Raw genomic sequence first — 22,711 nt, 5'->3', positions numbered from 1 at the left:
TGCCTCATGCCCTCCATGACCGCGCCGGCGTTCACGCTGTATGGCCGCAAGTGGTGTCATCTTTGCGATGACATGCTTGCGGCGCTCGAAGCGATGCGCCCGGCGTGGGATTTCTCGGTGACGGTCGTCGATGTCGACAGCGATCCGGCGCTCGAAGCCAAGTACGACGAGATCGTGCCGGTGCTTGCGTTGGGGGATCGCGAGTTGTGCCGGTATCATTTCGACGTCAATGCCGTGGCTGCCGTCTTTTCATCGGACTGAAGCCGCGCGTCCCCCGTGCGCGAACGACGCCAGGACCTTCCCGTCATTACCGATGTATCGCCGAGATGTGCTCGATTCCGGACGGAATCGCTGCGGTTTCGGCTAAAATGTCGTGTTTGCCGATTCTCTCGAAAGCCGCTGCCGAGCCGAATCCGATGGCACCGACTTTTCTATAGCCCGCCTCATGGACCATATTCGCAATTTTTCGATCATCGCCCACATCGACCACGGGAAATCGACCCTGGCCGATCGCATCATCCAGCTGAGCGGCGGTTTGTCCGATCGTGAAATGGAATCGCGCGTCCTCGACTCGATGGACCTCGAGCGCGAGCGTGGCATCACCATCAAGGCGCAGACCGCCGCGCTGCAATACAAGGCGCGCGATGGCAAGGTCTACAACCTCAACCTCATCGATACGCCGGGACACGTCGACTTCTCGTACGAGGTGAGCCGTTCGCTCTCCGCATGCGAAGGCGCACTGCTCGTGGTCGACGCGTCGCAGGGTGTCGAGGCGCAGACGGTGGCGAACTGCTACACGGCCATTGAACTGGGCGTGGAAGTGGTGCCGGTGCTCAACAAGATCGATTTGCCGTCTGCCGAACCCGAGAACGCGATCCAGGAGATCGAAGACGTGATCGGCATCGAAGCGACCGACGCCGTGCGCTGCTCGGCGAAGACCGGTCTCGGTGTGGAAGACGTGCTTGAAGCGCTGATCGCCAAGGTGCCGCCGCCCAAGGGCGATGCGAATGCTCCGTTGCAGGCGCTGATCATCGACTCGTGGTTCGACAGCTACGTGGGTGTGGTCATGCTCGTGCGTGTCGTGAACGGCACGCTCAAGCCGAAGGAAAAGATTCACTTGATGGCCACGGGTTCGAGCCATCTGGTCGAGCAGGTCGGCGTGTTCACGCCCAAGTCGAAGCAGCTCGCGTCGCTCTCGGCGGGGCAGGTCGGCTTCATCATCTCGGGCATCAAGGAACTCGGTGCTGCAAAGGTGGGTGATACAGTCACGCACGCCGTGACGACCACGACCAAACCGGCCGATGCGCCGCTGCCGGGCTTCAAGGAAGTCAAGCCGCAGGTGTTCGCCGGGCTTTATCCCGTTGAAGCCAACCAGTACGACGCGCTGCGCGAGTCGCTCGAAAAGCTCAAGCTCAACGATGCGTCGCTGCAATACGAGCCGGAAGTCTCGCAGGCCCTGGGCTTCGGCTTCCGCTGCGGCTTCCTGGGGTTGCTGCACATGGAGATCGTGCAGGAGCGCCTGGAGCGCGAGTTCGACATGGACCTCATCACCACGGCGCCGACCGTGATTTACGAGGTGACGGAGCGCGATGGCACCGTCGTGTCCGTCGAAAACCCGTCGAAGATGCCGGATCCGGGCCGTATCGAGGAAGTTCGCGAGCCGATCGTCACCGTGAATCTGTACATGCCGCAGGAGTATGTCGGCTCGGTCGTCACGTTGTGCCAGCAAAAACGCGGTATCCAGATCGACATGCAATACCACGGCCGTCAGGTTCGTCTGATCTACGAAATTCCGATGGCTGAAATCGTGCTCGATTTCTTCGATCGTCTGAAGTCGGTGTCGCGTGGTTACGCGTCGATGGACTACGAGTTCAAGGAGTATCGCGCGTCGGACGTCGTCAAGGTCGACATGCTCATCAACAGTGACAAGGTCGACGCCCTGTCGATCATCGTTCACCGTTCGGAGAGTCGGCGTCGCGGCGCGCAAGTCGCGGCGAAGATGCGGGAAATCATTCCGCGCCAGATGTACGATGTGGCGATTCAGGCCGCGATCGGTGCGAACATTATTGCCCGTGAAAACATCAAGGCCTTGCGCAAGAACGTTCTGGCGAAGTGCTATGGTGGCGACATCACGCGTAAGAAGAAGCTGCTTGAGAAACAGAAGGAAGGTAAGAAGCGCATGAAGCAGGTGGGGAGCGTTGAGATTCCCCAGGAAGCGTTCCTTGCCATTTTGCAAGTCGAAGACAAATAACGTAGCGACAGGTCCCGCATGAATTTCGCCCTGATTCTTTTGATCCTGGTGCTGGTGACCGGGGTGGCCTGGGTGGCCGACAAGTTGGTGTTTCAACCGGCGCGCCGCCGGGCAGCACAGAACGCTGTGGCGCAATTCGATCAGCAGCAACTGGCGTTGCAGGGCTCCGGCGTTCAGGGCTCTGGTTCGCAGGAGGGCAGCGCGCTTGCGAGTGCACGTGCGAAATTGCGTGACGAGAAGCTGCGTCAACCTTGGTGGCTCGAGTACTCCGCGAGCTTCTTCCCGGTGATTCTGGCGGTGTTCGTGCTGCGTTCCTTCGTGGTGGAGCCGTTCAAGATCCCGTCCGGGTCGATGATCCCGACGCTGCTCGTCGGCGATTTCATTCTCGTCAACAAGTTCGACTACGGCATTCGCCTGCCGGTGATCAACAAGAAGATCATCCCGTTGGGCGAACCGAAGCGCGGCGACGTTGTGGTGTTCCGTTACCCGAAAGATGAGTCCATGGACTACATCAAGCGTGTGATCGGCGTGCCGGGCGACGTGGTGGCCTACCAGAACAAGAAGCTGACGATCAACGGGCAGCCTGTGCCCGAAACGGCGTTGCCGGATTATTTCGACGACGAACATATCGCCTACTTCAAGCAGTTCGAAGAAACGGTGGGCGGGGTCAAGAACCGTATCCTGAACGACCCGAACGTGCCGCCGTACATCATGGGCGCCGACGACTTTCCGAACAAGCAGAACTGCCAGTACAACAGTCAGGGCGTGATCTGCAAGGTGCCGCCGGGTAACTACTTCATGATGGGCGACAACCGCGATAACAGCGCAGACAGCCGTTACTGGGGGTTTGTGCCGGAAGAGAACATCGTCGGACGTGCGTTCTTTATCTGGATGAACTTCTCGAATCTGAAGCGTCTGGGTAGCTTCCAGTAAAGGCAACTGCCACGGCGGGATCTCCCAGCGATGATGTTGAATTAATGCGGAAATTGGCGAAATTCGTCATTTTCCGCATTATTGTTTTTGAAAAAGAAATAAAAGACGCGACGAGTGAGGACTGCCGAAGGGACGGATCCGTCCTGCATTCGGAAATGTCCGGTTCACCGCCCTCACGCGAGTCCGAAAAGCCCGCCACACGGCGGTAAAGCCCGTCGTTTCTTGGCGACGACGCGCGCTGGGGCGGGAGCGTCGCGCTATACTTGCGCCATGCCTCAATCTCTCAACCAACTGGAAGAACGCCTCCAGTATCGTTTCCACGATGCGGAATTGCTTTGCCAAGCACTGACGCACCGTAGCCACAGTGCCGCCAATAATGAGCGGTTGGAGTTTCTCGGCGATTCCATTCTGAACTGTTCGGTCGCAGCGATTCTGTTCCGTCGCTACGGCAAGCTCGACGAAGGCGACCTCTCTCGTGTGCGTGCCAATCTCGTGAAGCAGCAGTCGCTGTATGAGATCGCGCAGACGCTTGGCGTTTCCGATTTCCTGCGCTTAGGCGAGGGCGAGCTCAAGAGCGGTGGTTTCCGCCGTCCCTCGATTCTGGCCGACACGCTCGAAGCGCTGTTCGGGGCGATGTACCTCGACGGGGGCTTCGAAGCGGCCTACGCCGTCATCGAGCGTCTTTACACGCCGGTGCTCGAACACGTCGATCCGAAAACGCTCGGTAAAGACGCCAAGACGCTGCTTCAGGAGTATCTGCAAGGTCACAAGATTGCGCTGCCGCAGTACACGGTGATTGCCACGCACGGCGCAGCGCACAACCAGCAATTCGAGGTTGAATGTACGGTGCCGAAGCTCGACATCAAGGTCGGTGGCTCGGGTGCGAGCCGCCGCGCTGCGGAGCAAGCGGCGGCGAAGAAGGCGCTCGAAGAGGTGCAGAAGATGCCCGCGCTGGCCAAGCCCAAGGCGGAGAAGAGCGCCAAGGCGGCTAAGAAGCGGGCAGCGAAAGCGGCGGCCTCGGAAGCGAAAAAGGCGGAGAAAGCGGGTCAGGCGACATCCACAGCACCGGCAGAGTCGAAAGAGGTGAAGGACCTGAGGGATGCCAGGGAGTCCCGGGAGTCAAAGGACGCGCGCGATACCAGCGTCGGCTCGACGATGGCGCCTGCGATGACGGCCTCGAGTCATGGCGCGCCACGCGGCACGGCTGTACCGACAGAGAAGGCAACCGAGAAGCCTGCCGAAAAGTCTGCCGAGAAGCCTGCCGACAAGGCGACGGATAAAGCAGCGGACAAGGCGACGGACAAGTCGACTGACAAGTCGACGGAGAAGGCGGCTGATAAGGCCGACGCCGTGAAACAACCTCCGGCTGCTGCCTGAGTTCCATTTGGGGATGAGCGCGAGGCGCTCCCCCGTTTCAAGAGAGTTTCCAATCATGAACGATAAGACGGATTTTCGCTGCGGTACCGTGGCGATCGTCGGGCGTCCGAACGTCGGCAAGTCGACGCTGCTCAACGCCCTCGTCGGTCAGAAGATCAGTATTACGTCGCGCAAGGCGCAGACGACGCGGCACCGCATCACCGGCATCAACACGACGGAAGACGCGCAGTACATCTTCGTCGACACCCCGGGCTTCCAGACACGTCACGCGACCGCACTGAATCGTTCGCTCAATCGCGCCGTGACGTCTACGCTGTCGAGCGTCGACGTTGTGATGTTCGTCATCGAGGCCGGCAATTTCGGTCCGGACGACGAGAAGGTGCTCAACCTGCTACCGGAAACGACGCCAGTACTGCTCATCGTCAACAAGCGTGATCGCATGAACAGCGCGGAGGAGATGCTGTTGTTCCTGCGCAAGGTCAGTGAAGTGCGCGATTTCCGCGAGATCGTGCCGCTGTCGGCCAAGCGTGCGGATGACATCAAGCATTTGCTCGGCGTGCTGCGCCCGTACCTGCTCGAAGGCGAGCCGATCTACGGTGAAGACGACCTGACCGATCGCAGCGAGCGCTTCATGGCGGCGGAGATTCTGCGCGAAAAGGTGTTCCGCTGGACGGGTGACGAAATCCCCTATACCAGCACCGTCATCATCGACAAGTATGAGCAGGAAGGCCGTTTGCGCCGTATTTTCGCGAGCGTGCTGGTCGAGCGTGACAACCACAAGGCGATGATCATCGGCAGCAAGGGCGCGAAGCTCAAGCAAATTTCCACCGATGCGCGTCACGACATGGAAAAGCTCTTCGACGGTCCGGTCTATCTGGAAGTCTTCATCAAAGTGAAGAGCGGCTGGGCCGACAACGACGCCGGCCTGCGGGCATATGGCTACGAGTGAACTCGACACGCCACGCGATGACACGGCAGCGGCAGCCGAGGTAACCTCGGCGGGCGGCGCATCGCGCGCGCCACGTGGGACTTCCTCGTCGGCGACGGGAACCCGTCCTGCGCGCCAGACCCGCAGCGCACGCACCCGCGCCGTTGACGAAGCGGCTTCGGAGGCCTTTCACCATGCCGAAGCCAACGCCGACGGTGCCGGTCGCGAAAACCGGCACGACGTCAAAGGCGAAACCAAACGGGTACGGCGCGCGCCGTCACCCGCGCGCTCGGCCGAGCGCGAGCAGAGTCGCGTGACCGAACAGCCGGGCTTCGTCCTTCACAGCTATCCCTATCGCGAAACCAGCCTGATCATCGACGTGCTCACACGCGACCACGGGCGCATTGCCCTTGTGGCGAAAGGCGCGAAGCGCCCGCACTCTGCACTGCGGGGGGTACTTCAGACATTTCAGCCGCTCTCGCTCGCCTGGCTGGGGAAGGGCGAACTGCGCACGCTGACGAAGGCCGAGTGGGTGGGCGGGCTGCGTCCGCTCGAAGGCGACGCGTTGCTCTCCGGTTTCTATCTGAACGAATTGCTCGTGAAGTTCTGCGCGCGAGACGACCCGCACGACAAACTCTTCCAGCATTACCTGACAACCCTGCATCATCTCGCGCACGGCGAGCCTGCGGGCATCATTTTGCGCGCCTTCGAACGCGTGCTGTTGCGCGAGACCGGCTATGCCGTGGCGTTCGACAGATGCACGCAGACGCGCGGCAAAGTCACGGCCGATCGCCGTTACGTATTCCATCCGGACTGGGGGGTGCGTCCGGCACGCGGCGACGAGCCATCGGAGTGGCCTGTCGTCATCGGGCAGACGTTGCTCGACATGGAGCAAGACGACTACTCGCGGGCGCAGACCGTGCAGCAGAGCAAGCTGCTCATGCGCTTTCTTCTCAACCACCACTTGGGCGGCGTGCCGCTCAATACCCGGCAGATCCTGCTCGACCTGCAAAAACTATGAGCCTCTTCTTCCAAGGCAACCCCATCGACCTCGGGGTGAACATCGATCACGTCGCAACGGTGCGTAACGCGCGCGGCACGACCTATCCCGACCCGATCAAGGCCGCGTTACTGGCCGAAGAGGCCGGGGCCGACGTGATTACGTTGCACCTGCGTGAAGACCGTCGCCATATTCGCGACGAGGACGTGACGAATCTGCGCGACAAGCTCATCACGCGGATGAACCTCGAATGCGCGGTGACCGAAGAGATGCTGGCGATTGCGTGTCGCGTGAAGCCACACGATGTGTGCCTCGTGCCGGAGAGCCGTCAGGAGTTGACGACGGAGGGCGGGCTGGATGTCGTCGGCTTGTACGACCGAATCGCCGCCGCGACACAACGGCTCGGTGAGGCCGGCAGCCGCGTGTCGCTGTTTATCGATCCGGATGAAGGCGCCATTCGCGCGGCAGCGCGCATGGGGGCGCCGGCGGTCGAATTGCATACGGGCCGGTATGCGGAAGCGCACGACGACGCCACGCGCGAGGCCGAATTTGCGCGTATCGAACGTGCGGTGGCGCTCGGACTGTCGCTTGGGCTGCGGGTCAACGCCGGGCATGGTCTGCACTACGAGAACGTACAACCCATCGCAGCGATCGAGGGCATCTCCGAACTCAATATCGGGCACGCCATCGTCGCGCATGCGCTGTTCGCCGGTTGGGAGAATGCAGTGCGCGAGATGAAGGCAATCATGGTCGCGAGCCGTATCGCCGCGCGCGGCTGAGCCGCGCCGCGTCGGTTGAGTGCCTGCTTCCTGCGCCTGCTTCCTGCGCCCGCATCACGCCGACACCATTGATACGTCACACCACGCCACGCCCTGTTCATACGCCATCTTCATGAGCGACACCACGCCACCCTCTTCCTCGCCTGCTGAGGCATCCTCTGCGCGCGCAAACGTCGCAACCCCTGCCTCGGGGGCGACAACGATTTACGGTGTGGGTACCGACATCCTGCAAATCAGCCGGGTCGTCGGCGTAATGGCGCGCACGCAGGGACGGTTCGCCGAGCGCGTGCTTGGGCCGGAGGAACTCAAGGTCTACCACGCTCGTCAGAAGCGCTCGGAGGTACGTGGATTGGCGTATCTGTGCACCCGATTCGCGGCGAAGGAAGCCGTGTCGAAGGCTATCGGTCTGGGCATGCGCTGGCCGATGACGTGGCGCGCGGTGCAGACGCTCAACGAGCCGTCGGGCAAGCCGGTCGTCGTGGCGACCGGCGAACTGGTGCAGTGGCTCGCCGATCGGCACTTGTCGATCGAGATTTCGATCACGGACGAGAAGGAATATGCGGTCGCCTTTGCGATCGCCTCTCGAAACCTAGGGAAGAGTTAAGCAACATGGGCAATATTGCATCGGAGAAAACGCAATGACGAAGCGCAGGCCTGGCCCGGTGATGCTGGACGTCGTCGGGCTGACCCTCAGCGAAGACGACATCCGTCGCATCGAGCACCCGTTGACCGGGGGGGTCATTCTGTTCGCCCGCAACTTTGATGATCGGGCACAGCTGTGTTCGCTCACCAAGCAGATTCGCGACGTGCGCGACGACATTCTGATCGCCGTCGACCACGAAGGCGGGCGCGTGCAGCGCTTTCGCACCGACGGCTTCACGCATCTGCCCGCGATGGGCAAGCTCGGCAAGCTCTGGCACGAAGACGTATTCAAGGCGACGCGTGTGACGACGGCCGTGGGCTATGTGCTGGCGTCCGAGCTGCGCGCGTGCGATATCGACCTGAGCTTCACGCCGGTGCTGGATCTCGATTACGGCACATCCACGGTCATCGGCGACCGGGCTTTCGATGCAGACCCGCGCGTTGTCGCCATGCTCGCGAAGAGCCTGAATCATGGATTGTTGCTCGCTGGCATGGCGAATTGCGGCAAGCATTTCCCGGGGCATGGTTTCGTGGCGGCCGATTCGCATCACGAGATTCCCGTGGACGAACGTTCGCTCGACGAGATTTTGTCCGTGGATGCGCAGCCGTACGACTGGCTCGGCATGTCGTTGTCGGCAGTGATGCCTGCACACGTGATTTATCCGCAAGTCGATCCGAACCCGGCGGGTTTTTCGGCCAAATGGCTCAAGGAAATTCTGCGTGGAAAGTATGGTTTCGACGGCGTGATTTTCAGCGACGATCTGTCGATGCAGGGCGCGAGTGCTGCCGGGGATGTCGTGACGGCGGCGCATGCCGCGCTCGATGCCGGCTGCGATATGGTGCTCATCTGCAACAGCCCGGAGAAGGCCGACCGCTTGCTGCGCGAAATGAAACCGAAGGTCGACACGGTATCGCAGCGTCGTATCAAGCATCTCCAGGGCCGCGGCAAGGTCCACGGCTGGGAAAAGATGCAGGCGCAGCCCGAGTACCAGGCGGCAAAACGTCTGATCGCCGAGACATTCGGCGGGTAAGTCGGTTCACGCGAGCGCCGCGCGGAGGGCGGGCGGTAGCGCGTAACGCGCTGCCGTTCGCCGATGACAACGGCGAGGGCTGAAACGACCGACAGGGCTCACGCCGATGGTCGCATCGACGAGACCTCTGCGCATCGGGGCCATTGACGGCGGCGCCCATGCCACAAACAAAAAGCGCTCGACCCCGAAGGGTAGAGCGCTTTTTGCTACTGACGTGTTACCTGACGACCTTGCGATGCGCAGCACTTCGACTTCAGGGTGCTGCGCTCGCAAGCCGGAGCCCTTAGGCGCGGCTCTTGTATTCGTCGGTACGCGTGTCGATTTCGATCTTGTCGCCGGTGTTGACGAACAGCGGAACCTGAATTTCCAGCAGATCGTTGATCTTGGCGTTCTTCAGCACCTTGCCCGACGACGTGTCGCCCTTGACGGCCGGTTCGGTGTATTCGACAACGCGAACGAGGGTCGTCGGCAGTTCAACCGAGATGGCCTTGTCGTTGTAGAACACGACTTCGCACGGCATACCGTCTTCGAGGTACTTGATGGCGTTGTCCATGTTCTCGGCTTCGACTTCGTACTGGTTGTAGTCGGCGTCCATGAACACGTACATCGGGTCGGCGAAGTACGAGTAGGTCACTTCCTTCTTGTCGAGCATCACGACGTCGAACTTGTCGTCGGCCTTGTACGCGAATTCGCCGCGGCCTTCCGACAGCAGCTTCTTGTACTTCATCTTCACGACGCTGGAGTTACGGCCCGACTTGACGTATTCGGTGCGAAGCACGACGTTCGGCTCGCCATCGATCATGACGACGTTACCGACGCGGAGTTCTTGAGCGGTTTTCATAAAAAACGAGATCCTGTGACGAAATAAGCGATTTGCCGCTTGTTGAGCGCTTCCATACGCCCATTCGCCGCTTGATTCCCGCGTCCGCCAAGAGCGACTCGGAGCAGCAGGTTCAGCAGCAAAGCGTTGAAAAACCAGCTATTTTACCTGATTTTCTGCGAAGCTTGCCAACTGTCGCGCGAGGTCGGGCAAGGCCGCCTGAGCGCTTGCCCAGTCCTGTGCGTGACGATTCAGCTCGGGCAATGCCGACACCAGCGCCGGCCAGTTCGGCGGTGTGCTCGCGTAGCCGTTCCAGAGATGCCAGAAGGTTCTGAGCGCCTCGCAAGCGGCGTTTCCCGATGGCGTACCCGTTGACGGCATATTCTCGAGATAGCGCGCGAGAAAGGCGTCGAGTTTCACGTGATGGGCGTTCTCACTTTGCGGATAGATGTGCCAGACGAACGGTTTCGCCGCCCATTGCGCGCGCACGAACGAATCCTCCCCACGCACGAAATTCACATCGCAGGCCCACAGCAGCGCATCGAAGTCGTTTTGCGGCACAAACGGCAGTCCGTAAGCCGTAAGCGCGCCGCGCGTCGCCGATTCGCGCGGGGCGAGGCCCTGGCGGCCAAACCACTCGCCCACGGCAGGCGAGATACGGCCTTGCGGGACCAGACAGACAACAGGTTTGTCACTGTCCGACCATTGCGCGAGCAGGGCGGGCAGCGCTGCGTTCTCATACGCAAACAGTGACACGATCAACGCGTCGTGCGGCGCGGCGGTCAACCCGACGGTGCGTTGCCACCAGGCGTTACGCAACTCGGGGGACGCGAGAAACGCGTCGCGCCGTGAAAAGAGTTCACGCTCGCGGATCAGCCCACCGGTGCGCGGCGTGAACCCGGGCAGGAAAAACGTCTTGACGAGTCCCAACTGCGGATGGACCGACTTCTGCAAGTGAACCTCGTCGACCCAATCTTCCGCGCTCAGATACTCGAGATTGACCCATACCGGCGCATTGCCCGCCTGTTTTCGCGCATGCATGGCCATAACGTAGTCGCGCGGAATTTCGCAGGCAAATGCCTCGATCACGATGTCGCCGGGCGTGATGTCATCGGTTTCGACGGCTTCGCTGGTTTCGTCGGTTTTGGCGATTACCGGGCCGAACTCGGCGTCCCAGCGGCGCACATCGACCCCATCGCGGCGCTGCCGGGCGAGCGACGGATCGATATCGGGGCGCAGGTAACGGAAGCTGGCGAGATCGTCGACCCATAGCCGGACCGACCAGCCATGCTCGCGCACAAGTTGCCGTGCGAGTCGCCAGCACACGCCGATATCGCCGAAATTGTCGACGACGGTGCAGAAGAGATCGCAACGCGGCACCAATGGAAAGGGCACCGGGATCGGGGCGGCGGAGGAGGACGCAGCGGACAGGGGCATTGAGAAGCGGGGACGCAGATTGGTCTAAACTTCTGATTTTAGTCCCTGTGACGCGTGACGACGATGTAGCGCGGCGACGCAATCGGTGCTACTGCCATTGAGTGCCATTGAGTGCCACTAACTGGCGTTAAGCACTTTGTCTCGCATTGCCCCGCATCGCCTGGCCGAGCCTCACTATGGGGACACCTCGATCGCTTGAGTTCATGACCGAAGACGCCCACGACGTCACGCCGCCGCGCAAGTCCCGCAAAACCAGATCCGCCGCAACCGAACCGGCTGAGGGCGTCGCGCAACCACCGACTTCGCAAACGGGGAGTGAGACACAGGGCGAACCGGCCAGTGCCATCGGCTCCTCCGAGTCGAACCGTTCCGCCGACTCCGGCAATACCGCCCCGCCCGCCCCGCGCGCCGAACGCTCGGGAGCCACCGGATCCGCCAAGTCGAAGAAGACGGCGAAAGCCGGGCAGGCGACGGGTGCTCGCAAAGGCAACCGTTCGGAGGCGGACGCCGCCACCAAGGGCGACATCGCCGCCGAGACCAGCGACGACACCAGCGATGCCCCCCTGTTCGATGCGCGCAAAGTACTCGCGCAGTTGCCGAACCTGCCGGGTGTCTACCGCTACTATGACGCAGCAGGCAACGTCCTCTACGTGGGCAAAGCGCGTAATCTGAAAAAGCGGGTATCAAGCTACTTCAACAAGACACAGTTGTCGCCACGCATTGCGCTGATGGTCGCGCGTATCGCGAAGCTCGAAACGACCGTCACCCGCTCGGAAACCGAGGCGCTGCTGCTTGAGAACAATCTCATCAAGGCGTTGCATCCGCGTTACAACATTCTGTTTCGCGACGACAAGTCGTATCCGTTCCTCAAGCTCACGCAGCATAAGTACCCGCGCATGGCGTATTACCGGGGGTCGGTGGATCGTCGCGGGCAGTATTTCGGACCATTCCCGAGTGCATGGGCGGTACGAGAGAGCATTCAGATTCTGCAAAAGGTCTTCCAGCTACGTACGTGCGAGGATTCCGTTTTTTCCAATCGCACGCGCCCGTGCCTGCTCAATCAGATCGAGCGATGCAGCGCGCCGTGCGTTGGCGCGATCTCGGACGAAGACTACGCGCGCGACGTGAACAACGCGGCGGCCTTCCTCTCGGGGCGGCAGAACGAAGTGCTCAGCGCGCTCGAAGAAAAGATGATGACGTACGCCGAGGCGCTCCAGTTCGAGCAGGCCGCGGTCGTGCGCAATCAGATGCAGGCGTTGTCCGGGGTGTTGCAGCAGCAGTCCGTCGAGACGGCGGGCGATGTCGACGCCGACATTCTCGCGGTGGCCTATGCCGGTGGACGCGCCTGCGTGAATCTCGCGATGGTGCGCGGCGGGCGTCACCTTGGCGACAAGGCTTACTTCCCCGCGCACGTCGAGCGCGGCGTGGAGGGCGGTATTGCCGACGAATTCGAGGAAGACGAAGTGGTGGCCCTCGGAGGCCCAGAAGGCTCAGATGGCCCGGAAGACACCGCCGAGGCGAGTGCCGTTTCCGAAGAGATTGCCGCCGACATGCCGTCGGACACGCCATCGGCTTCGCTCGAATCGCGCCTGCTCGAAGCTTTTGTCGCGCAGCACTATCTGGGGCAGTCGGTGCCGCCGGTGCTGGTGGTCAGCCACGCATTGCCCAGCGATGAATTGCTGGCGGCGCTGTCCGAGCAGGCTGGGCGTCGTATAGCGATGGTGCGGCAACCGCAGGGACAGCGTCGCGCGTGGCTCGACATGGCGCAGCAAGGCGCACAACTCGCGCTGACCCGTTTGTTGACGGAGCAGGGCAGTCAGCAGGCACGCACGCGCGAGCTCGTGCAGACGATCGGACTCGATATCGACGATCCGGCATTGTTGCGCGTCGAGTGTTTCGATATCAGTCACACGCAAGGGGAGGCTACGCAGGCGTCATGCGTGGTTTTCCATCATCACAAGATGCAGACGAGCGAATACCGGCGGTACAACATCACGGGGATTACGCCGGGCGACGACTACGCCGCAATGCGTCAGGTACTCACGCGCCGTTATGGGCGTCTGATGGAAGCGGCCGCGTCGACCGTCACCGACGCCGCGGACCCTTCGTCCGTCGCCGCTGATGTGGCGCGTGCCGAAGCCGATACCGCCGTGCTCGCGGATGGCGAGTCGGGCGACGTCGCCGAGACCACCGCGTCAGACGTCATGAGCGCGGCAACGGCATCTGTCACCCCGAACGCCTCGGATGCCTCGGACGTGGAGGCCAACCTGCCGCAACTCGTGCTGATCGACGGTGGCAAGGGGCAGGTGGAGGTGGCGCGTCAGGTGTTTGTCGAGTTGGGCATCGACATCGGACGTTTGGTGGGTGTGGCCAAAGGCGAGGGCCGTAAAGTGGGGCTGGAGACGTTGATTTTCGCCGACGGCCGCGCGCCGCTGGAGCTGGGGCGCGAGAGTGCCGTGCTGATGCTGATCGCGCAGATTCGTGACGAGGCGCACCGATTTGCGATTACCGGCATGCGCGCCAAGCGTGCGAAGGCGCGTCAGACCTCGCGGCTCGAAGAGATCGAAGGTATCGGAGCGAAGCGCCGTCAGCGTCTGCTCATGCGCTTCGGTGGCTTGCAGGGGGTGGCGTCCGCGAGTGTCGACGAGTTGGCGAGCGTTGAAGGCATCTCGACGACGCTTGCCGAGCAGATCTATCGTCAACTGCATTGATGCATTGAGGGGGGGACGCCCCCCCTGTGCATGCCGCAGTCGCACGTCGCCAATTCATCGCCAATTCATCGCCCAAGCGGCGCTAAAACGGCACTCAAGCGTCCCCTCGGCCTGCGCGCTGAAGCTCACGATTGCATCACGTATCGCCGTGAAACAGCAGCCGCATGACGGTCTCGTTATCGACCGTCTCTCCTGAGAGCGTGCGGGCGAGCAGCTCGCCGCCGACCACGGGCGGCGCAAAGATCATGTCAGGCTGAACGCGCTTTAGTTTGCTCAGGTGCTTGCTGTCGTTCACCGACGCGATCGTACGCACCGCAGGCGCGATTTCCTTGGCCGCAAGCACGATGAAAGCGTTCTCCGAATCGTCCGCTCGCAACGCCAGCACCGCCTTGGCGTGACCGATACCGGCTTGCGTGAGCACGGCGTTGTCGCTCGCGTCGCCATGCATCACATCGGCGCCTTCCGGATAGGGATTGTCTGCACCGTTGGCGATGATGACCGTCACTGGCCAGCCGCGTCGGGTGAGTTCGTGATGAACATTGATGGCAAGTGGCGATGCGCCCGCCACGATGAAGTGGTTCTTTCGTATCACGTGCGTGAATCTCCCCGCGAGAATTTTCTTGAGGTTGCCCCCGACCAGCGGCCCGATGACGACGGTCAGCGATGTCGCGAAGGCGCTGATTCCAAAGATGATGACGGACGCAGTGAACAGCCGCGCGTCGGTGGTCACCGGCACGATATCCCCGTAGCCGACGGTCGTCATCGTCACGATCGAGAAGTAAAACGCGGTCGCCAGATCGACGACGTGGGGCTTGAACTCGCGGCCGAGGTACATCGTGCCGAATGTCGCGTACACGACCAACGCGAAGACTGCCACGAGTGTGTAGAGCGTGGCGGCGGCGAAGCTCGCCCGGTCGAATTCTCGCCAATACCAGAGCAACAGGCCGAGGCAGACGAGCGAGAGCACGAACGTCAGATCGAAGCGAATGTCGAGATGGAAGTTGATGACGGCGGCAAGCGTGAGCATTACCAGGGTGAACGCCCACGCCGTGCGCGCGCGAATGACGAGCCCGCAGGCCAGCGCGACCAGCGCGAGGCCGACGAGGGCGCGCGGCAGATGCGAGAAGTCGATGCGCTCGATGGCATTTAGCCCGAAGAGCAGACGTGGCAGATGCATCGCATCGATATGTTCGAGCGCGCGCATGTCGCCGCGCACGAACAGGTCGATCAGGACCGAGCCGGGCACACGCAGGAGGACGGAGGCGACGAGCAGCAGGCCGTCGATGCCGACGAGCGCGGCGATGAGCACGTGCGCGGGAAGCCGTGTCCGGCGCAGTGCACCACGCACAGTGTGACTCAGGGTGGGCTGGGGCCGGGGCGGTTTCACGAGATCGGCGCTATTGGCGGGATGTTGCGAGCAAGATAGGGGCACACTGACGCACATGTCAACAGGTGTGAGGTGCCGCGGCCTTGTCGCTACGGGGCAGACACGGCACAATGCGGGTCTGGTACGGCTGCCGAGTGCGCCGTGTGTCGACTGCCGTTTGCCGAACTCATGCTGCCATGCCTTTCAATGTCCCCATATTCCTGACCTGGCTTCGGATCGTGCTGATCCCGCTGGTGGTCGGCGTCTACTATTTGCCGAGCACGTGGTTATCGTCGGTCGAAATGAACTGGGTGGCGTGCGCGATCTTCGTGCTCGCGGCGCTGACGGACTGGTTCGACGGATTTCTGGCGCGGCGATGGAATCAGACGTCGGCCTTCGGGGCGTTTCTGGACCCGGTGGCGGACAAGCTGATGGTGGCGGCGGCGCTGCTGATGTTGTTGCAGATGGGCCGGATCAATGCGTTGGTGGCGTTGATCATCATTGGCCGGGAGATCACGATTTCGGCGCTGCGCGAGTGGATGGCGCAGATTGGCGCGTCCCGTAGCGTGGCGGTGCACCAGTTGGGCAAGATCAAGACGGCTGCGCAGATGGTGGCGATTCCGTTGTTGCTGTTCAACGGTACGCTGGCGTGGAACGGGTTGCGATTCGACTCGCGATTCTGGGGAACGTGGCTGATTTACGTGGCGGCAGTTCTCACATTGTGGTCGATGTTGTATTATCTGCGCCGCGCGTGGCCACAGATTCGCGAGCGTGGCGGCGCGCAGATGTGAGCGTAAGTCTCTGAAAGTGGGGGATGTATGCGGCAACGGCGCAGTGAAGGAGAAAAAACTTCACAAATTTTCGGTGCAGGTGCTTGACACTGAATCGCTGTTTAGACATAATCTCCTTCTCGCTGCTACGGCGTTAGCCCGGCAGCGAAGTTTTAAGAAGTTGATGGATTGGTAGTACGCATGAAAATGCGGGAGTAGCTCAGTTGGTAGAGCGCAACCTTGCCAAGGTTGAGGTCGCGAGTTCGAGACTCGTCTCCCGCTCCAGTTTTCACACTGGACATTAAGTGAGTTGATCCTTGGTGTTCGGTGTCATGCGGGAGTAGCTCAGTTGGTAGAGCGCAACCTTGCCAAGGTTGAGGTCGCGAGTTCGAGACTCGTCTCCCGCTCCAAATCCAGAGGGAAGCCTGGCTTCCCTTTTTATTTGCCGAAAAGCCCACGGCGATCGATCCGACGGGCGCCCTCGATGGCAACAGCGAGCGGTTACAATGCGGCAGCATATCCCGATGGCGGGATGGCAGAGTGGTCATGCAGCGGCCTGCAAAGCCGTGTACGCCGGTTCGATTCCGACTCCCGCCTCCAAATTCAAAAGCCCTGACTTGTCAGGGCTTTTTCTTTGCATCATGGCGAAACGTGGCGCTTGCTAACCCCTGCTCGTACCCTGCGCGCAGAAGGTCTGTCTTCACTCGCCGAAGTTCGCTGTCGACCTGATGCCGACGAAGCGGAACGGACGGTGTATGTCGTCCTGCGCAGCGTGCCCCCGACATAAGACCCGATCGGGCTCGCGTCACGATTGCCGCCGGAAATTTCGACGCCTTTCTGGGCCCAGCCAAACCAAGACGACCGCTGCTTGTTGCGCAGGGCGTCCGGGCGACACCTCTGAAGTCGACCGCATTCTGGTCGACTTAGTGCGCCAAACTCACTTTACAGAATAGCCGCGCCCCTGCATGCAGGCGCCATACGATTGCCAATAGGTGTTCATTTCGGCCTGTGTGTGGGCCTGCGCGCTTTGGGCTTGTGCTGCGTGTTCCCGGCGACTGCGTGCGCCTCCCGCGATAACCCCCGCCGTCGCGCCTACGGCGGCGCCATGGCCGGGATCGTTGTGATTCACGTCTCCGATAATGGCGCCGGCTGCGGCACCCCGAGCAGCCCCTGCCGCTCGGGCGCCGGTTGGGGCCGGTGCCGGGGGTGGGGTGTTCGCAACTGTGGCCGGGTCAATGCCGGTGTTTTGCTTCGCCCATGCGTAACAGGCGCCGTCATCCTGACTTTGTTGCTGAGGGCTCTGTCCGTGAGCGGGGTAAATGGCAGGTTTCTGGGCAAAGGCACTCATGCTCGACGCCAGTGCGAATAAAACGAAGAGACGTTTCATATCAGCCTCCAAATGTGACCGCTCGAATCTTGACGCGCCGTATACGCACATTTCACCGCCAGTTTGCCTGTCCGGCATGGGGGCAAACACATGCCCCCTTTTCTGATCCGTTGCTCGATGAAATTTAATCATCGGCAACGTGTCGTGGGCAATATAAATCCGTCGGGGATCGACTTGTAGTTATTTATATACCTTCACTTGTCGCATTCGAGAATCTATATTTTTTTTGCGGGATCGACGCCATTTATGAGGTACCTGACCCGGTCTCTTCCTCTTTTCGCTTCGGCACGACAAGCACGACAAATCGTTCGATGTCCGAACGACATTGCCGTCACTCGCCAGGCTGAAATACCGATGCTTCGTCCGCCGCGAGTTGAACCAATGCGTCGACGGTCGTTTTGACCTTCTGCTGAAGGTGCCGCGTCTTTTGCCAAATGACGTGAATGGGCGTCGTCGTCGAGAGGTCGGGCAGCACCTCGCGCAGCGCACCCGTGCGCAAGGCGTCCCCCGCTAACCAGCCGGGTAGTTGCGCAAGGCCACAGCCCGAGAGGCAGGCGCTGAGCAATGTGTCTCCGTCGGTCAATTCGTGGCGCACGTGTACTTCGAAATGCGAGGCGCCGCCCTCGGTTCCAGCATCCGCGAGCCACCAGCCGGCGCGGCCACTGCGTTGCCAGCCGATCAGACAGTCGTGTGTCAGCAGATCCTCGCGGGTATGCGGTTCGCCGCGACGTGCCAGATAGTCGGGCGCGCCACAAATCACGAGCCGTTGCTCGCCAAGCTTGCGCGCCACGAGATCCGGAAAGGCGTCGAGTGCTCCGATGCGCACCGCCAGATCGACGCCTTCGCTCACCAGATCCACAGCGCGGTCCTGCAAGGTGACGGCGAGGTCAAGGCGGGGAAACCGCTGCGTCAGGTTCAACAGTGTCGGCACGATGTGACGACGACCAAATGTCGTCGGGAGATCGACCCGCAAGCGACCGATAGGTTGTTCGTGCCCCGTGGAGAGAAAAGCCTCCGTCTGATCCAGTTCATCGAGGATATGCCGGCACGTGCGCAGGAACGTCTCACCGGCAGTCGTCAGGTCGATGCGGCGCGTTGTCCGATGCAGCAGTTGCACACCGAGCCGCGCTTCCAGTCGGGAAATGCTCTTGCCGACGGCGGAACCGGTAAGGCCGAGCGTCTCGGCCGCAGCCGTAAAGCCGCCGTGGTCTACCGTGGCAACAAACTCGCGAATGCCGGAAAAACGATCGTCCATGGCAGATTCCGGAATCTCAGGATGGAATGTTCGGAATTTTATCGTCTAACTGAACTGACATGCCGAAATTACACTGCATGCACGATGGCATCCGCCATTGCTGCAAACATGAGGTGTGAAATGAAGGCATGGCTTCTCAAGGATTTTGGACTACGGAATTTGGGCGCCGGTGAGGTGGAAACGCCTGTACCGCAACCCGGCGAACTGCTGGTGAAGGTCGGTGCGGTGTCGCTGAACTTCCGGGACAAGGCGATTGTTGACGGCATCTATGAACCGGCGAGCGTGCCAAAGCCGCTCATCCCCGTGTCCGACGCGGCCGGGACCGTCGTCGCGATCGGCGACGGCGTCACTCGCTTTCGGGTTGGCGACCGCGTGAATTCAACGCTGTACTCGCATTGGATCGACGGCGCGCCCGGCCCCGACGAACCGGCGTATTGCCTTGGTATGCCGCTGCCGGGAGGGCTCGCCGAGTACATGATCATTCGCGAAGACAGTGCGGTTGCCGCGCCGGCCTCGATGAGCGACGTGGAAGCCTCGACCCTGCCGATCGCCGCGCTCACGGCGTGGTATGCCCTGACAGACGTCGCCGACATCAAGGCGGGACAGACAGTGCTCGTGCAGGGCACCGGCGGTGTATCGATTTTCGCTGCGCAGATTGCCGTCGCGCTCGGCGCACGCGTGATCGTGACATCGAGCAAGGACGAGAATCTGGCGAAGGTGAAATCACTGCTAGCCAGCGGCGCGGTGGACGGCATCAACTACACCACGCATGCGGACTGGTCGGCAAAGGTGCTGGAACTGACCGATGGCTTGGGCGCTGACGTGACGATCGACGTTGCCGGCGGTAGCGGCATTAACCAGTCGATTGCCGCGACCAAGGTGCAAGGCGTCATTGCGCAGGTGGGTTTCCTCACTGGCCAGACCAGCAATATCGATCTGATGCCGCTGATATTCCGCCAAACGACGATTCGCGGAATTGCGGTCGCGCCGCGCACGTCTTTCGAGCGCATGAATGTGTTTCTCGATGCGCACAAAATCAAGCCCGTCATCGATCGCGTCTATGGCTTCGACGAGGCCGTGCAGGCATTTGAGCATCTTGCCCGCGGCCCGTTCGGAAAAGTGGTGATCCGGATCGGAGAGCAAGGCTAAGCACGGCTTCGTTGCGCCCGGCGAGCTATGCGGGAAGTGCGGGATAATGCCCGTCTCGTACGAAAACTTCGGAGGGTTACGACGCGTGGACGCGACCACCACACCATACCCTCACGCGGTGGCGGCGACATTGCGGCGCTGGCGCGCCTTGCGTCGTATCAAGCAGTCGCATGCCGCCGAGTTGTTCGGGGTGTCGCAGTCCACTGTGTCGCGATGGGAAGCCGGAACCCTGACGATCGGCGCAGAGGACCTCGCCCGTATCGAGCCGTGGCTTGTCGCGCGTCTCGATTCGCCCGCCGACGGCGCGCTTGCACGTCTGGTCAATTTCAACGCATTGCCCGTGCATCTGGTTTGCGATCTCACGCACCGGTTGCTGGCGTGCTCGCCCTCGCGGGCGGCAGAGTTCTGCGCGCCGGTATCGACGTTGATGGGCAAGTCGTTGTGGCCTTTTGCGACCGAGGCCATTCAGGCCAGCGAGGCTTCACTTCGATCTGCCGGTTGGGGAGATCGTCCGGCGCAGTCCGTCGAATTCGACACGGGCTGCAACGCATCGACCCTCGTCCCGATACGGGATAGCCGTTGCCGCTGGACGCGTTTTACACTCTCCGACGGCACGGTCGCGCGGCTCGTCGAGACGCTGGAGCGCCCCCGCACTCGCACGCGACGGCAGCGGGACTAAGATTTGCCTCGTCAATTTGCCTCGCCAATTCCCAACTCCCAATTCTTCATTCCCCTCGGTGATGCGAACCGCTTTCCGCATCGCGGATGCAGCATCCTCGTCACTCCGTCTTGTCCGGGCGCGACGCATAAATTATGCGTGGATGCCCGCGTCATCCGCCCCTACACTGAATCGTTGAGTGTGCGCAAAGCGGGGCGACGAATGAATGCAGCAACAATGGATGGCCGGTTGAATTTCCTGCGGACCTGCGAGCGGTTGAAGGACGTGCTGCGAAGTGCGCGTACCTCGTCGGGACGTCGCGAAAGCACCGCCGAGCACAGTTGGCGACTCGCTCTTATGGCGACCGTCTTCATGGACCAGTTGGGCGACGTCGACCGGCTGCGGATTCTGGAGCTCTGCCTCGTTCACGATCTCGGTGAAGCGCTCCACGGCGACGTGCCCGCCCCCGAACAGACGCGCGACATCGACAAAGACGCCATCGAGCGCCGCGATCTTCTCGAAGTTTGCGCGCCGCTCGATTCGCCACTGCGAGAGAAGATCGTCGCGTTATGGGACGAATATTCGCAAGCCAAGACGCCCGAGGCCCGAGCGGTCAAGGCGTTGGACAAGCTCGAAACCCTGCTGCAACACACGCAGGGCGATAACCCGCCGGATTTCGACTACACGTTCAATCTCGACTACGGACGAAAGTACACCGATGCGATGCCGCCGCTTCGCGCGATACGCGCACGGATCGACGAGGCGACGCGCGCGCGAATGGAACGTCAGGCACACGCCGAACCGGCGAGCGCGGCGAATTCCGGACAGGGAAAATCGGAATAACGTGTCGCCCGACGCTTCGTCTGCCGTATCGAGCCGACCCGCGTATGCCCCGACAAGCGTCAGCCGCGCGCCTCGTCATGCGCGTCGCTGATCTCACACAGGGTGCCGTCACGGAAATGCATGAAACCTTGATCCAACGCCTGGTTGGGTTGTGACGCCATCTCTTCAAAAAGCGCCACCAGCTTGTCTTCATCCTGTTCGATCAACGCCAGCACAATGTCCTTGCGAATCAACCAGAGGCGCGGCGTCCTTCTCGGGAGAACCCCTTTTTTGTTGGCACGCAATGGCGTGAAAAGGTCAAAGCCCTTCGATGAGCTTCTGTACGCCAGATAAACGGTGTCGCCGACGATCATCTCTTCATGATGGTTCATGAATTCTAGCAACGTCAGACGCCCGCGATTGACGCGCGACGCGAGGCCTCGGTGTCCGGCAACGACGAACCATGCCGCGTAATAACGATTCGCCGCGCGTATCGCAGACGGCATTCCTTGCTCCCCGCCGTTCTCCGGATCGCAAAAGGCAAGGAAGCTGGGCCACGCGTCGGTCTCTTCCGATGCCATGAGTTTCGTGCCGAAACTGCGCGCTGAGCAATACGGCACCGGTTGTGTGTTGGCGAAGAGATGGTTGTCACCGCTGTCACACTGATCGAGCGCTTCCTTTAGTTTGCTCTTTACGGCGAAGCTCTTGCTGTTGGGGCTGGATCCTTTCGACTCCAGCAGCCAGGGTATTCTCACGCCGTCTTTTAGCAGCAAGGCGAAATCCGGCGCGGCGTCTCGGGCAGACATCTCTGCGATCCCCTGACAGTCGAGAAACCCGTGAAAGTCCATCACGATCGGGTGCCCGAGCACTTCCTGCGCAAATATGAACGAGACGGCCTGAGCCAATTCGCCCATTCGCGAGTCTTTCGAGAAATCGCGATACTTCTTCCTGAATCGGCTGACGAGTCGCAAGTCACTCGTGTCGGACGCGATCGTGCTATCGAGCTGATAAAGGGAGGAGCGCACCTGCTTGATGAGGTCGTCGTCTTCCGGGTCTCGCGTGAGAACCGTCTTCGCGATGCCGACGGCAAGCCTGAAAAATGAGAACTTGAACGAGGGCGGGAAGTCGGGGGTGCCCGGATACGTTTTCAACACGGCCTGACCGCTCTTGGCCGACACCGAGCTGGAGCGATATTCCTTGAGGTCGATTTGAATCCGGTCTTTCCAGAAAAAGTCCGATGGACTTCCCCACCCCCCCATTTTTCCCATTTTCCCCGTTCCCACTTTCTTCCCGGTCATTGCCATTTTTGTGTAGGACTACAGTCGTTTGGTCGGATGTTAGGACAACAAGCCCACATCGGGAAGAGGGCGGGTGATAAACGACAACGTGCCCGCC

At 61.2% G+C, this 22,711-nt stretch carries 19 protein-coding genes, 3 tRNA genes and 1 pseudogene; 17 read left to right on the top strand and 6 right to left on the bottom strand.

Translation table 11 applies throughout. The features are described 5' to 3' along the window. The first annotated feature begins 15 nt into the window (after positions 1-15). The 9 genes and pseudogenes from PCA31118_RS11485 (at position 16) to nagZ (ending at position 8,941) form a co-directional block, all read left to right on the top strand. Positions 16-261, top strand: a complete 246-nt coding sequence (locus PCA31118_RS11485; protein ID WP_150625671.1) for a glutaredoxin family protein — start codon at positions 16-18, stop codon at positions 259-261. Between the two features lie 184 nt (positions 262-445). Beyond that, positions 446-2,251, top strand: coding sequence for a translation elongation factor 4 (gene lepA / locus PCA31118_RS11480; protein ID WP_150625353.1), 1,806 nt, complete (start codon positions 446-448; stop codon positions 2,249-2,251). Between the two features lie 18 nt (positions 2,252-2,269). Continuing rightward, positions 2,270-3,184, top strand: coding sequence for a signal peptidase I (gene lepB / locus PCA31118_RS11475; protein WP_044456938.1), 915 nt, complete (start codon positions 2,270-2,272; stop codon positions 3,182-3,184). 270 nt (positions 3,185-3,454) lie between these two features. Then, a pseudogene (gene rnc / locus PCA31118_RS11470) lies at positions 3,455-4,552 on the top strand (ribonuclease III); the annotation flags it as partial. A 64-nt stretch (positions 4,553-4,616) separates the two neighbouring features. Continuing rightward, complete coding sequence (gene era / locus PCA31118_RS11465) at positions 4,617-5,510, top strand: GTPase Era (protein ID WP_150625351.1); 894 nt, start codon at positions 4,617-4,619, stop codon at positions 5,508-5,510. Continuing rightward, on the top strand, positions 5,497-6,510 hold the full coding sequence (gene recO / locus PCA31118_RS11460) for a DNA repair protein RecO (protein ID WP_150625350.1): 1,014 nt from the start codon (positions 5,497-5,499) through the stop codon (positions 6,508-6,510). The genes era and recO overlap by 14 nt, the downstream gene beginning before the upstream one ends. Continuing rightward, the gene (gene pdxJ, locus PCA31118_RS11455; RefSeq protein WP_150625349.1) at positions 6,507-7,268 is read left to right on the top strand and encodes a pyridoxine 5'-phosphate synthase; all 762 of its coding nucleotides are present in this window, start codon (positions 6,507-6,509) and stop codon (positions 7,266-7,268) included. Before recO ends, pdxJ begins: the two co-directional genes overlap by 4 nt. A gap of 112 nt (positions 7,269-7,380) precedes the next feature. Next, positions 7,381-7,872, top strand: a complete 492-nt coding sequence (acpS, locus tag PCA31118_RS11450) for a holo-ACP synthase (protein ID WP_246190196.1) — start codon at positions 7,381-7,383, stop codon at positions 7,870-7,872. A 34-nt stretch (positions 7,873-7,906) separates the two neighbouring features. After that, positions 7,907-8,941, top strand: a complete 1,035-nt coding sequence (gene nagZ, locus PCA31118_RS11445; RefSeq protein WP_150625348.1) for a beta-N-acetylhexosaminidase — start codon at positions 7,907-7,909, stop codon at positions 8,939-8,941. Positions 8,942-9,224: 283 nt separating this feature from the next. On the opposite strand, the gene efp is transcribed toward nagZ, so the two are convergent. Then, positions 9,225-9,782, bottom strand: a complete 558-nt coding sequence (efp, locus tag PCA31118_RS11440; RefSeq protein ID WP_150625347.1) for an elongation factor P — start codon at positions 9,780-9,782, stop codon at positions 9,225-9,227. Positions 9,783-9,920: 138 nt separating this feature from the next. Further along, positions 9,921-11,198: an elongation factor P maturation arginine rhamnosyltransferase EarP gene (gene earP / locus PCA31118_RS11435; protein WP_150625346.1), complete on the bottom strand. Its 1,278-nt coding sequence runs from the start codon at positions 11,196-11,198 to the stop codon at positions 9,921-9,923. Between the two features lie 176 nt (positions 11,199-11,374). Between earP and uvrC the strand changes: the two genes are divergently transcribed. Beyond that, positions 11,375-13,909, top strand: a complete 2,535-nt coding sequence (uvrC, locus tag PCA31118_RS11430) for an excinuclease ABC subunit UvrC (RefSeq protein WP_246190195.1) — start codon at positions 11,375-11,377, stop codon at positions 13,907-13,909. A gap of 136 nt (positions 13,910-14,045) precedes the next feature. Here uvrC and kch read toward each other — a convergent pair whose 3' ends face one another. Then, entirely contained in the window at positions 14,046-15,257 is a 1,212-nt protein-coding gene (gene kch / locus PCA31118_RS11425; RefSeq protein WP_246190194.1) for a voltage-gated potassium channel protein, read from the bottom strand. Between the two features lie 215 nt (positions 15,258-15,472). Here kch and pgsA point away from each other — a divergent pair, with 215 nt between their 5' ends. The 4 genes from pgsA (at position 15,473) to PCA31118_RS11405 (ending at position 16,645) form a co-directional block, all read left to right on the top strand. Beyond that, positions 15,473-16,066, top strand: a complete 594-nt coding sequence (gene pgsA, locus PCA31118_RS11420) for a CDP-diacylglycerol--glycerol-3-phosphate 3-phosphatidyltransferase (RefSeq protein WP_150625344.1) — start codon at positions 15,473-15,475, stop codon at positions 16,064-16,066. A gap of 188 nt (positions 16,067-16,254) precedes the next feature. After that, positions 16,255-16,330 (top strand) — tRNA-Gly (locus tag PCA31118_RS11415). A 49-nt stretch (positions 16,331-16,379) separates the two neighbouring features. Continuing rightward, positions 16,380-16,455 (top strand) — tRNA-Gly (locus tag PCA31118_RS11410). Positions 16,456-16,571: 116 nt separating this feature from the next. Then, a tRNA-Cys gene (locus PCA31118_RS11405) sits at positions 16,572-16,645 on the top strand. A gap of 337 nt (positions 16,646-16,982) precedes the next feature. Here PCA31118_RS11405 and PCA31118_RS11400 read toward each other — a convergent pair. Beyond that, positions 16,983-17,432, bottom strand: a complete 450-nt coding sequence (locus tag PCA31118_RS11400) for a glycine zipper domain-containing protein (protein ID WP_150625668.1) — start codon at positions 17,430-17,432, stop codon at positions 16,983-16,985. Positions 17,433-17,763: 331 nt separating this feature from the next. Further along, on the bottom strand, positions 17,764-18,687 hold the full coding sequence (locus PCA31118_RS11395; protein ID WP_150625343.1) for a LysR family transcriptional regulator: 924 nt from the start codon (positions 18,685-18,687) through the stop codon (positions 17,764-17,766). On the opposite strand from PCA31118_RS11395, the gene PCA31118_RS11390 reads away from it, so the two are divergent. The 3 genes from PCA31118_RS11390 (at position 18,637) to PCA31118_RS11380 (ending at position 21,337) form a co-directional block, all read left to right on the top strand. After that, positions 18,637-19,836 carry a zinc-dependent alcohol dehydrogenase family protein gene (locus tag PCA31118_RS11390; protein WP_246190193.1) on the top strand — a complete coding sequence of 400 codons (1,200 nt, stop codon included), beginning with the start codon at positions 18,637-18,639 and terminating at the stop codon, positions 19,834-19,836. The two genes, PCA31118_RS11395 and PCA31118_RS11390, sit on opposite strands and share 51 nt — an antisense overlap. Positions 19,837-19,921: 85 nt before the next feature. After that, positions 19,922-20,515, top strand: a complete 594-nt coding sequence (locus PCA31118_RS11385) for a helix-turn-helix domain-containing protein (protein ID WP_246190192.1) — start codon at positions 19,922-19,924, stop codon at positions 20,513-20,515. A gap of 201 nt (positions 20,516-20,716) precedes the next feature. Beyond that, on the top strand, positions 20,717-21,337 hold the full coding sequence (locus tag PCA31118_RS11380; protein ID WP_150625341.1) for an HD domain-containing protein: 621 nt from the start codon (positions 20,717-20,719) through the stop codon (positions 21,335-21,337). Between the two features lie 59 nt (positions 21,338-21,396). On the opposite strand, the gene PCA31118_RS11375 is transcribed toward PCA31118_RS11380, so the two are convergent. After that, positions 21,397-22,614, bottom strand: coding sequence for a hypothetical protein (locus tag PCA31118_RS11375; RefSeq protein ID WP_150625340.1), 1,218 nt, complete (start codon positions 22,612-22,614; stop codon positions 21,397-21,399). Positions 22,615-22,711 lie beyond the last annotated feature (97 nt).

Source organism: Pandoraea captiosa, from assembly GCF_902459775.1.
GTDB lineage: Bacteria > Pseudomonadota > Gammaproteobacteria > Burkholderiales > Burkholderiaceae > Pandoraea > Pandoraea captiosa.
Note: the sequence above shows the minus strand (reverse complement) of the source record. Positions and strands in the feature narration are given on the sequence as shown.

Bases quoted from the DNA above. Each gene is read 5' to 3' on its own strand.
- PCA31118_RS11485 (WP_150625671.1), top strand. From the start codon at position 16: ATGACCGCGCCGGCGTTCACGCTGTATGGCCGCAAGTGGTGTCATCTT.
- lepA (WP_150625353.1), top strand. From the start codon at position 446: ATGGACCATATTCGCAATTTTTCGATCATCGCCCACATCGACCACGGG.
- lepB (WP_044456938.1), top strand. From the start codon at position 2,270: ATGAATTTCGCCCTGATTCTTTTGATCCTGGTGCTGGTGACCGGGGTG.
- era (WP_150625351.1), top strand. From the start codon at position 4,617: ATGAACGATAAGACGGATTTTCGCTGCGGTACCGTGGCGATCGTCGGG.
- recO (WP_150625350.1), top strand. From the start codon at position 5,497: ATGGCTACGAGTGAACTCGACACGCCACGCGATGACACGGCAGCGGCA.
- pdxJ (WP_150625349.1), top strand. From the start codon at position 6,507: ATGAGCCTCTTCTTCCAAGGCAACCCCATCGACCTCGGGGTGAACATC.
- acpS (WP_246190196.1), top strand. From the start codon at position 7,381: ATGAGCGACACCACGCCACCCTCTTCCTCGCCTGCTGAGGCATCCTCT.
- nagZ (WP_150625348.1), top strand. From the start codon at position 7,907: ATGACGAAGCGCAGGCCTGGCCCGGTGATGCTGGACGTCGTCGGGCTG.
- efp (WP_150625347.1), bottom strand. From the start codon at position 9,782: ATGAAAACCGCTCAAGAACTCCGCGTCGGTAACGTCGTCATGATCGAT.
- earP (WP_150625346.1), bottom strand. From the start codon at position 11,198: ATGCCCCTGTCCGCTGCGTCCTCCTCCGCCGCCCCGATCCCGGTGCCC.
- uvrC (WP_246190195.1), top strand. From the start codon at position 11,375: ATGGGGACACCTCGATCGCTTGAGTTCATGACCGAAGACGCCCACGAC.
- pgsA (WP_150625344.1), top strand. From the start codon at position 15,473: ATGCCTTTCAATGTCCCCATATTCCTGACCTGGCTTCGGATCGTGCTG.
- PCA31118_RS11400 (WP_150625668.1), bottom strand. From the start codon at position 17,432: ATGAAACGTCTCTTCGTTTTATTCGCACTGGCGTCGAGCATGAGTGCC.
- PCA31118_RS11395 (WP_150625343.1), bottom strand. From the start codon at position 18,687: ATGGACGATCGTTTTTCCGGCATTCGCGAGTTTGTTGCCACGGTAGAC.
- PCA31118_RS11380 (WP_150625341.1), top strand. From the start codon at position 20,717: ATGAATGCAGCAACAATGGATGGCCGGTTGAATTTCCTGCGGACCTGC.
- PCA31118_RS11375 (WP_150625340.1), bottom strand. From the start codon at position 22,614: ATGACCGGGAAGAAAGTGGGAACGGGGAAAATGGGAAAAATGGGGGGG.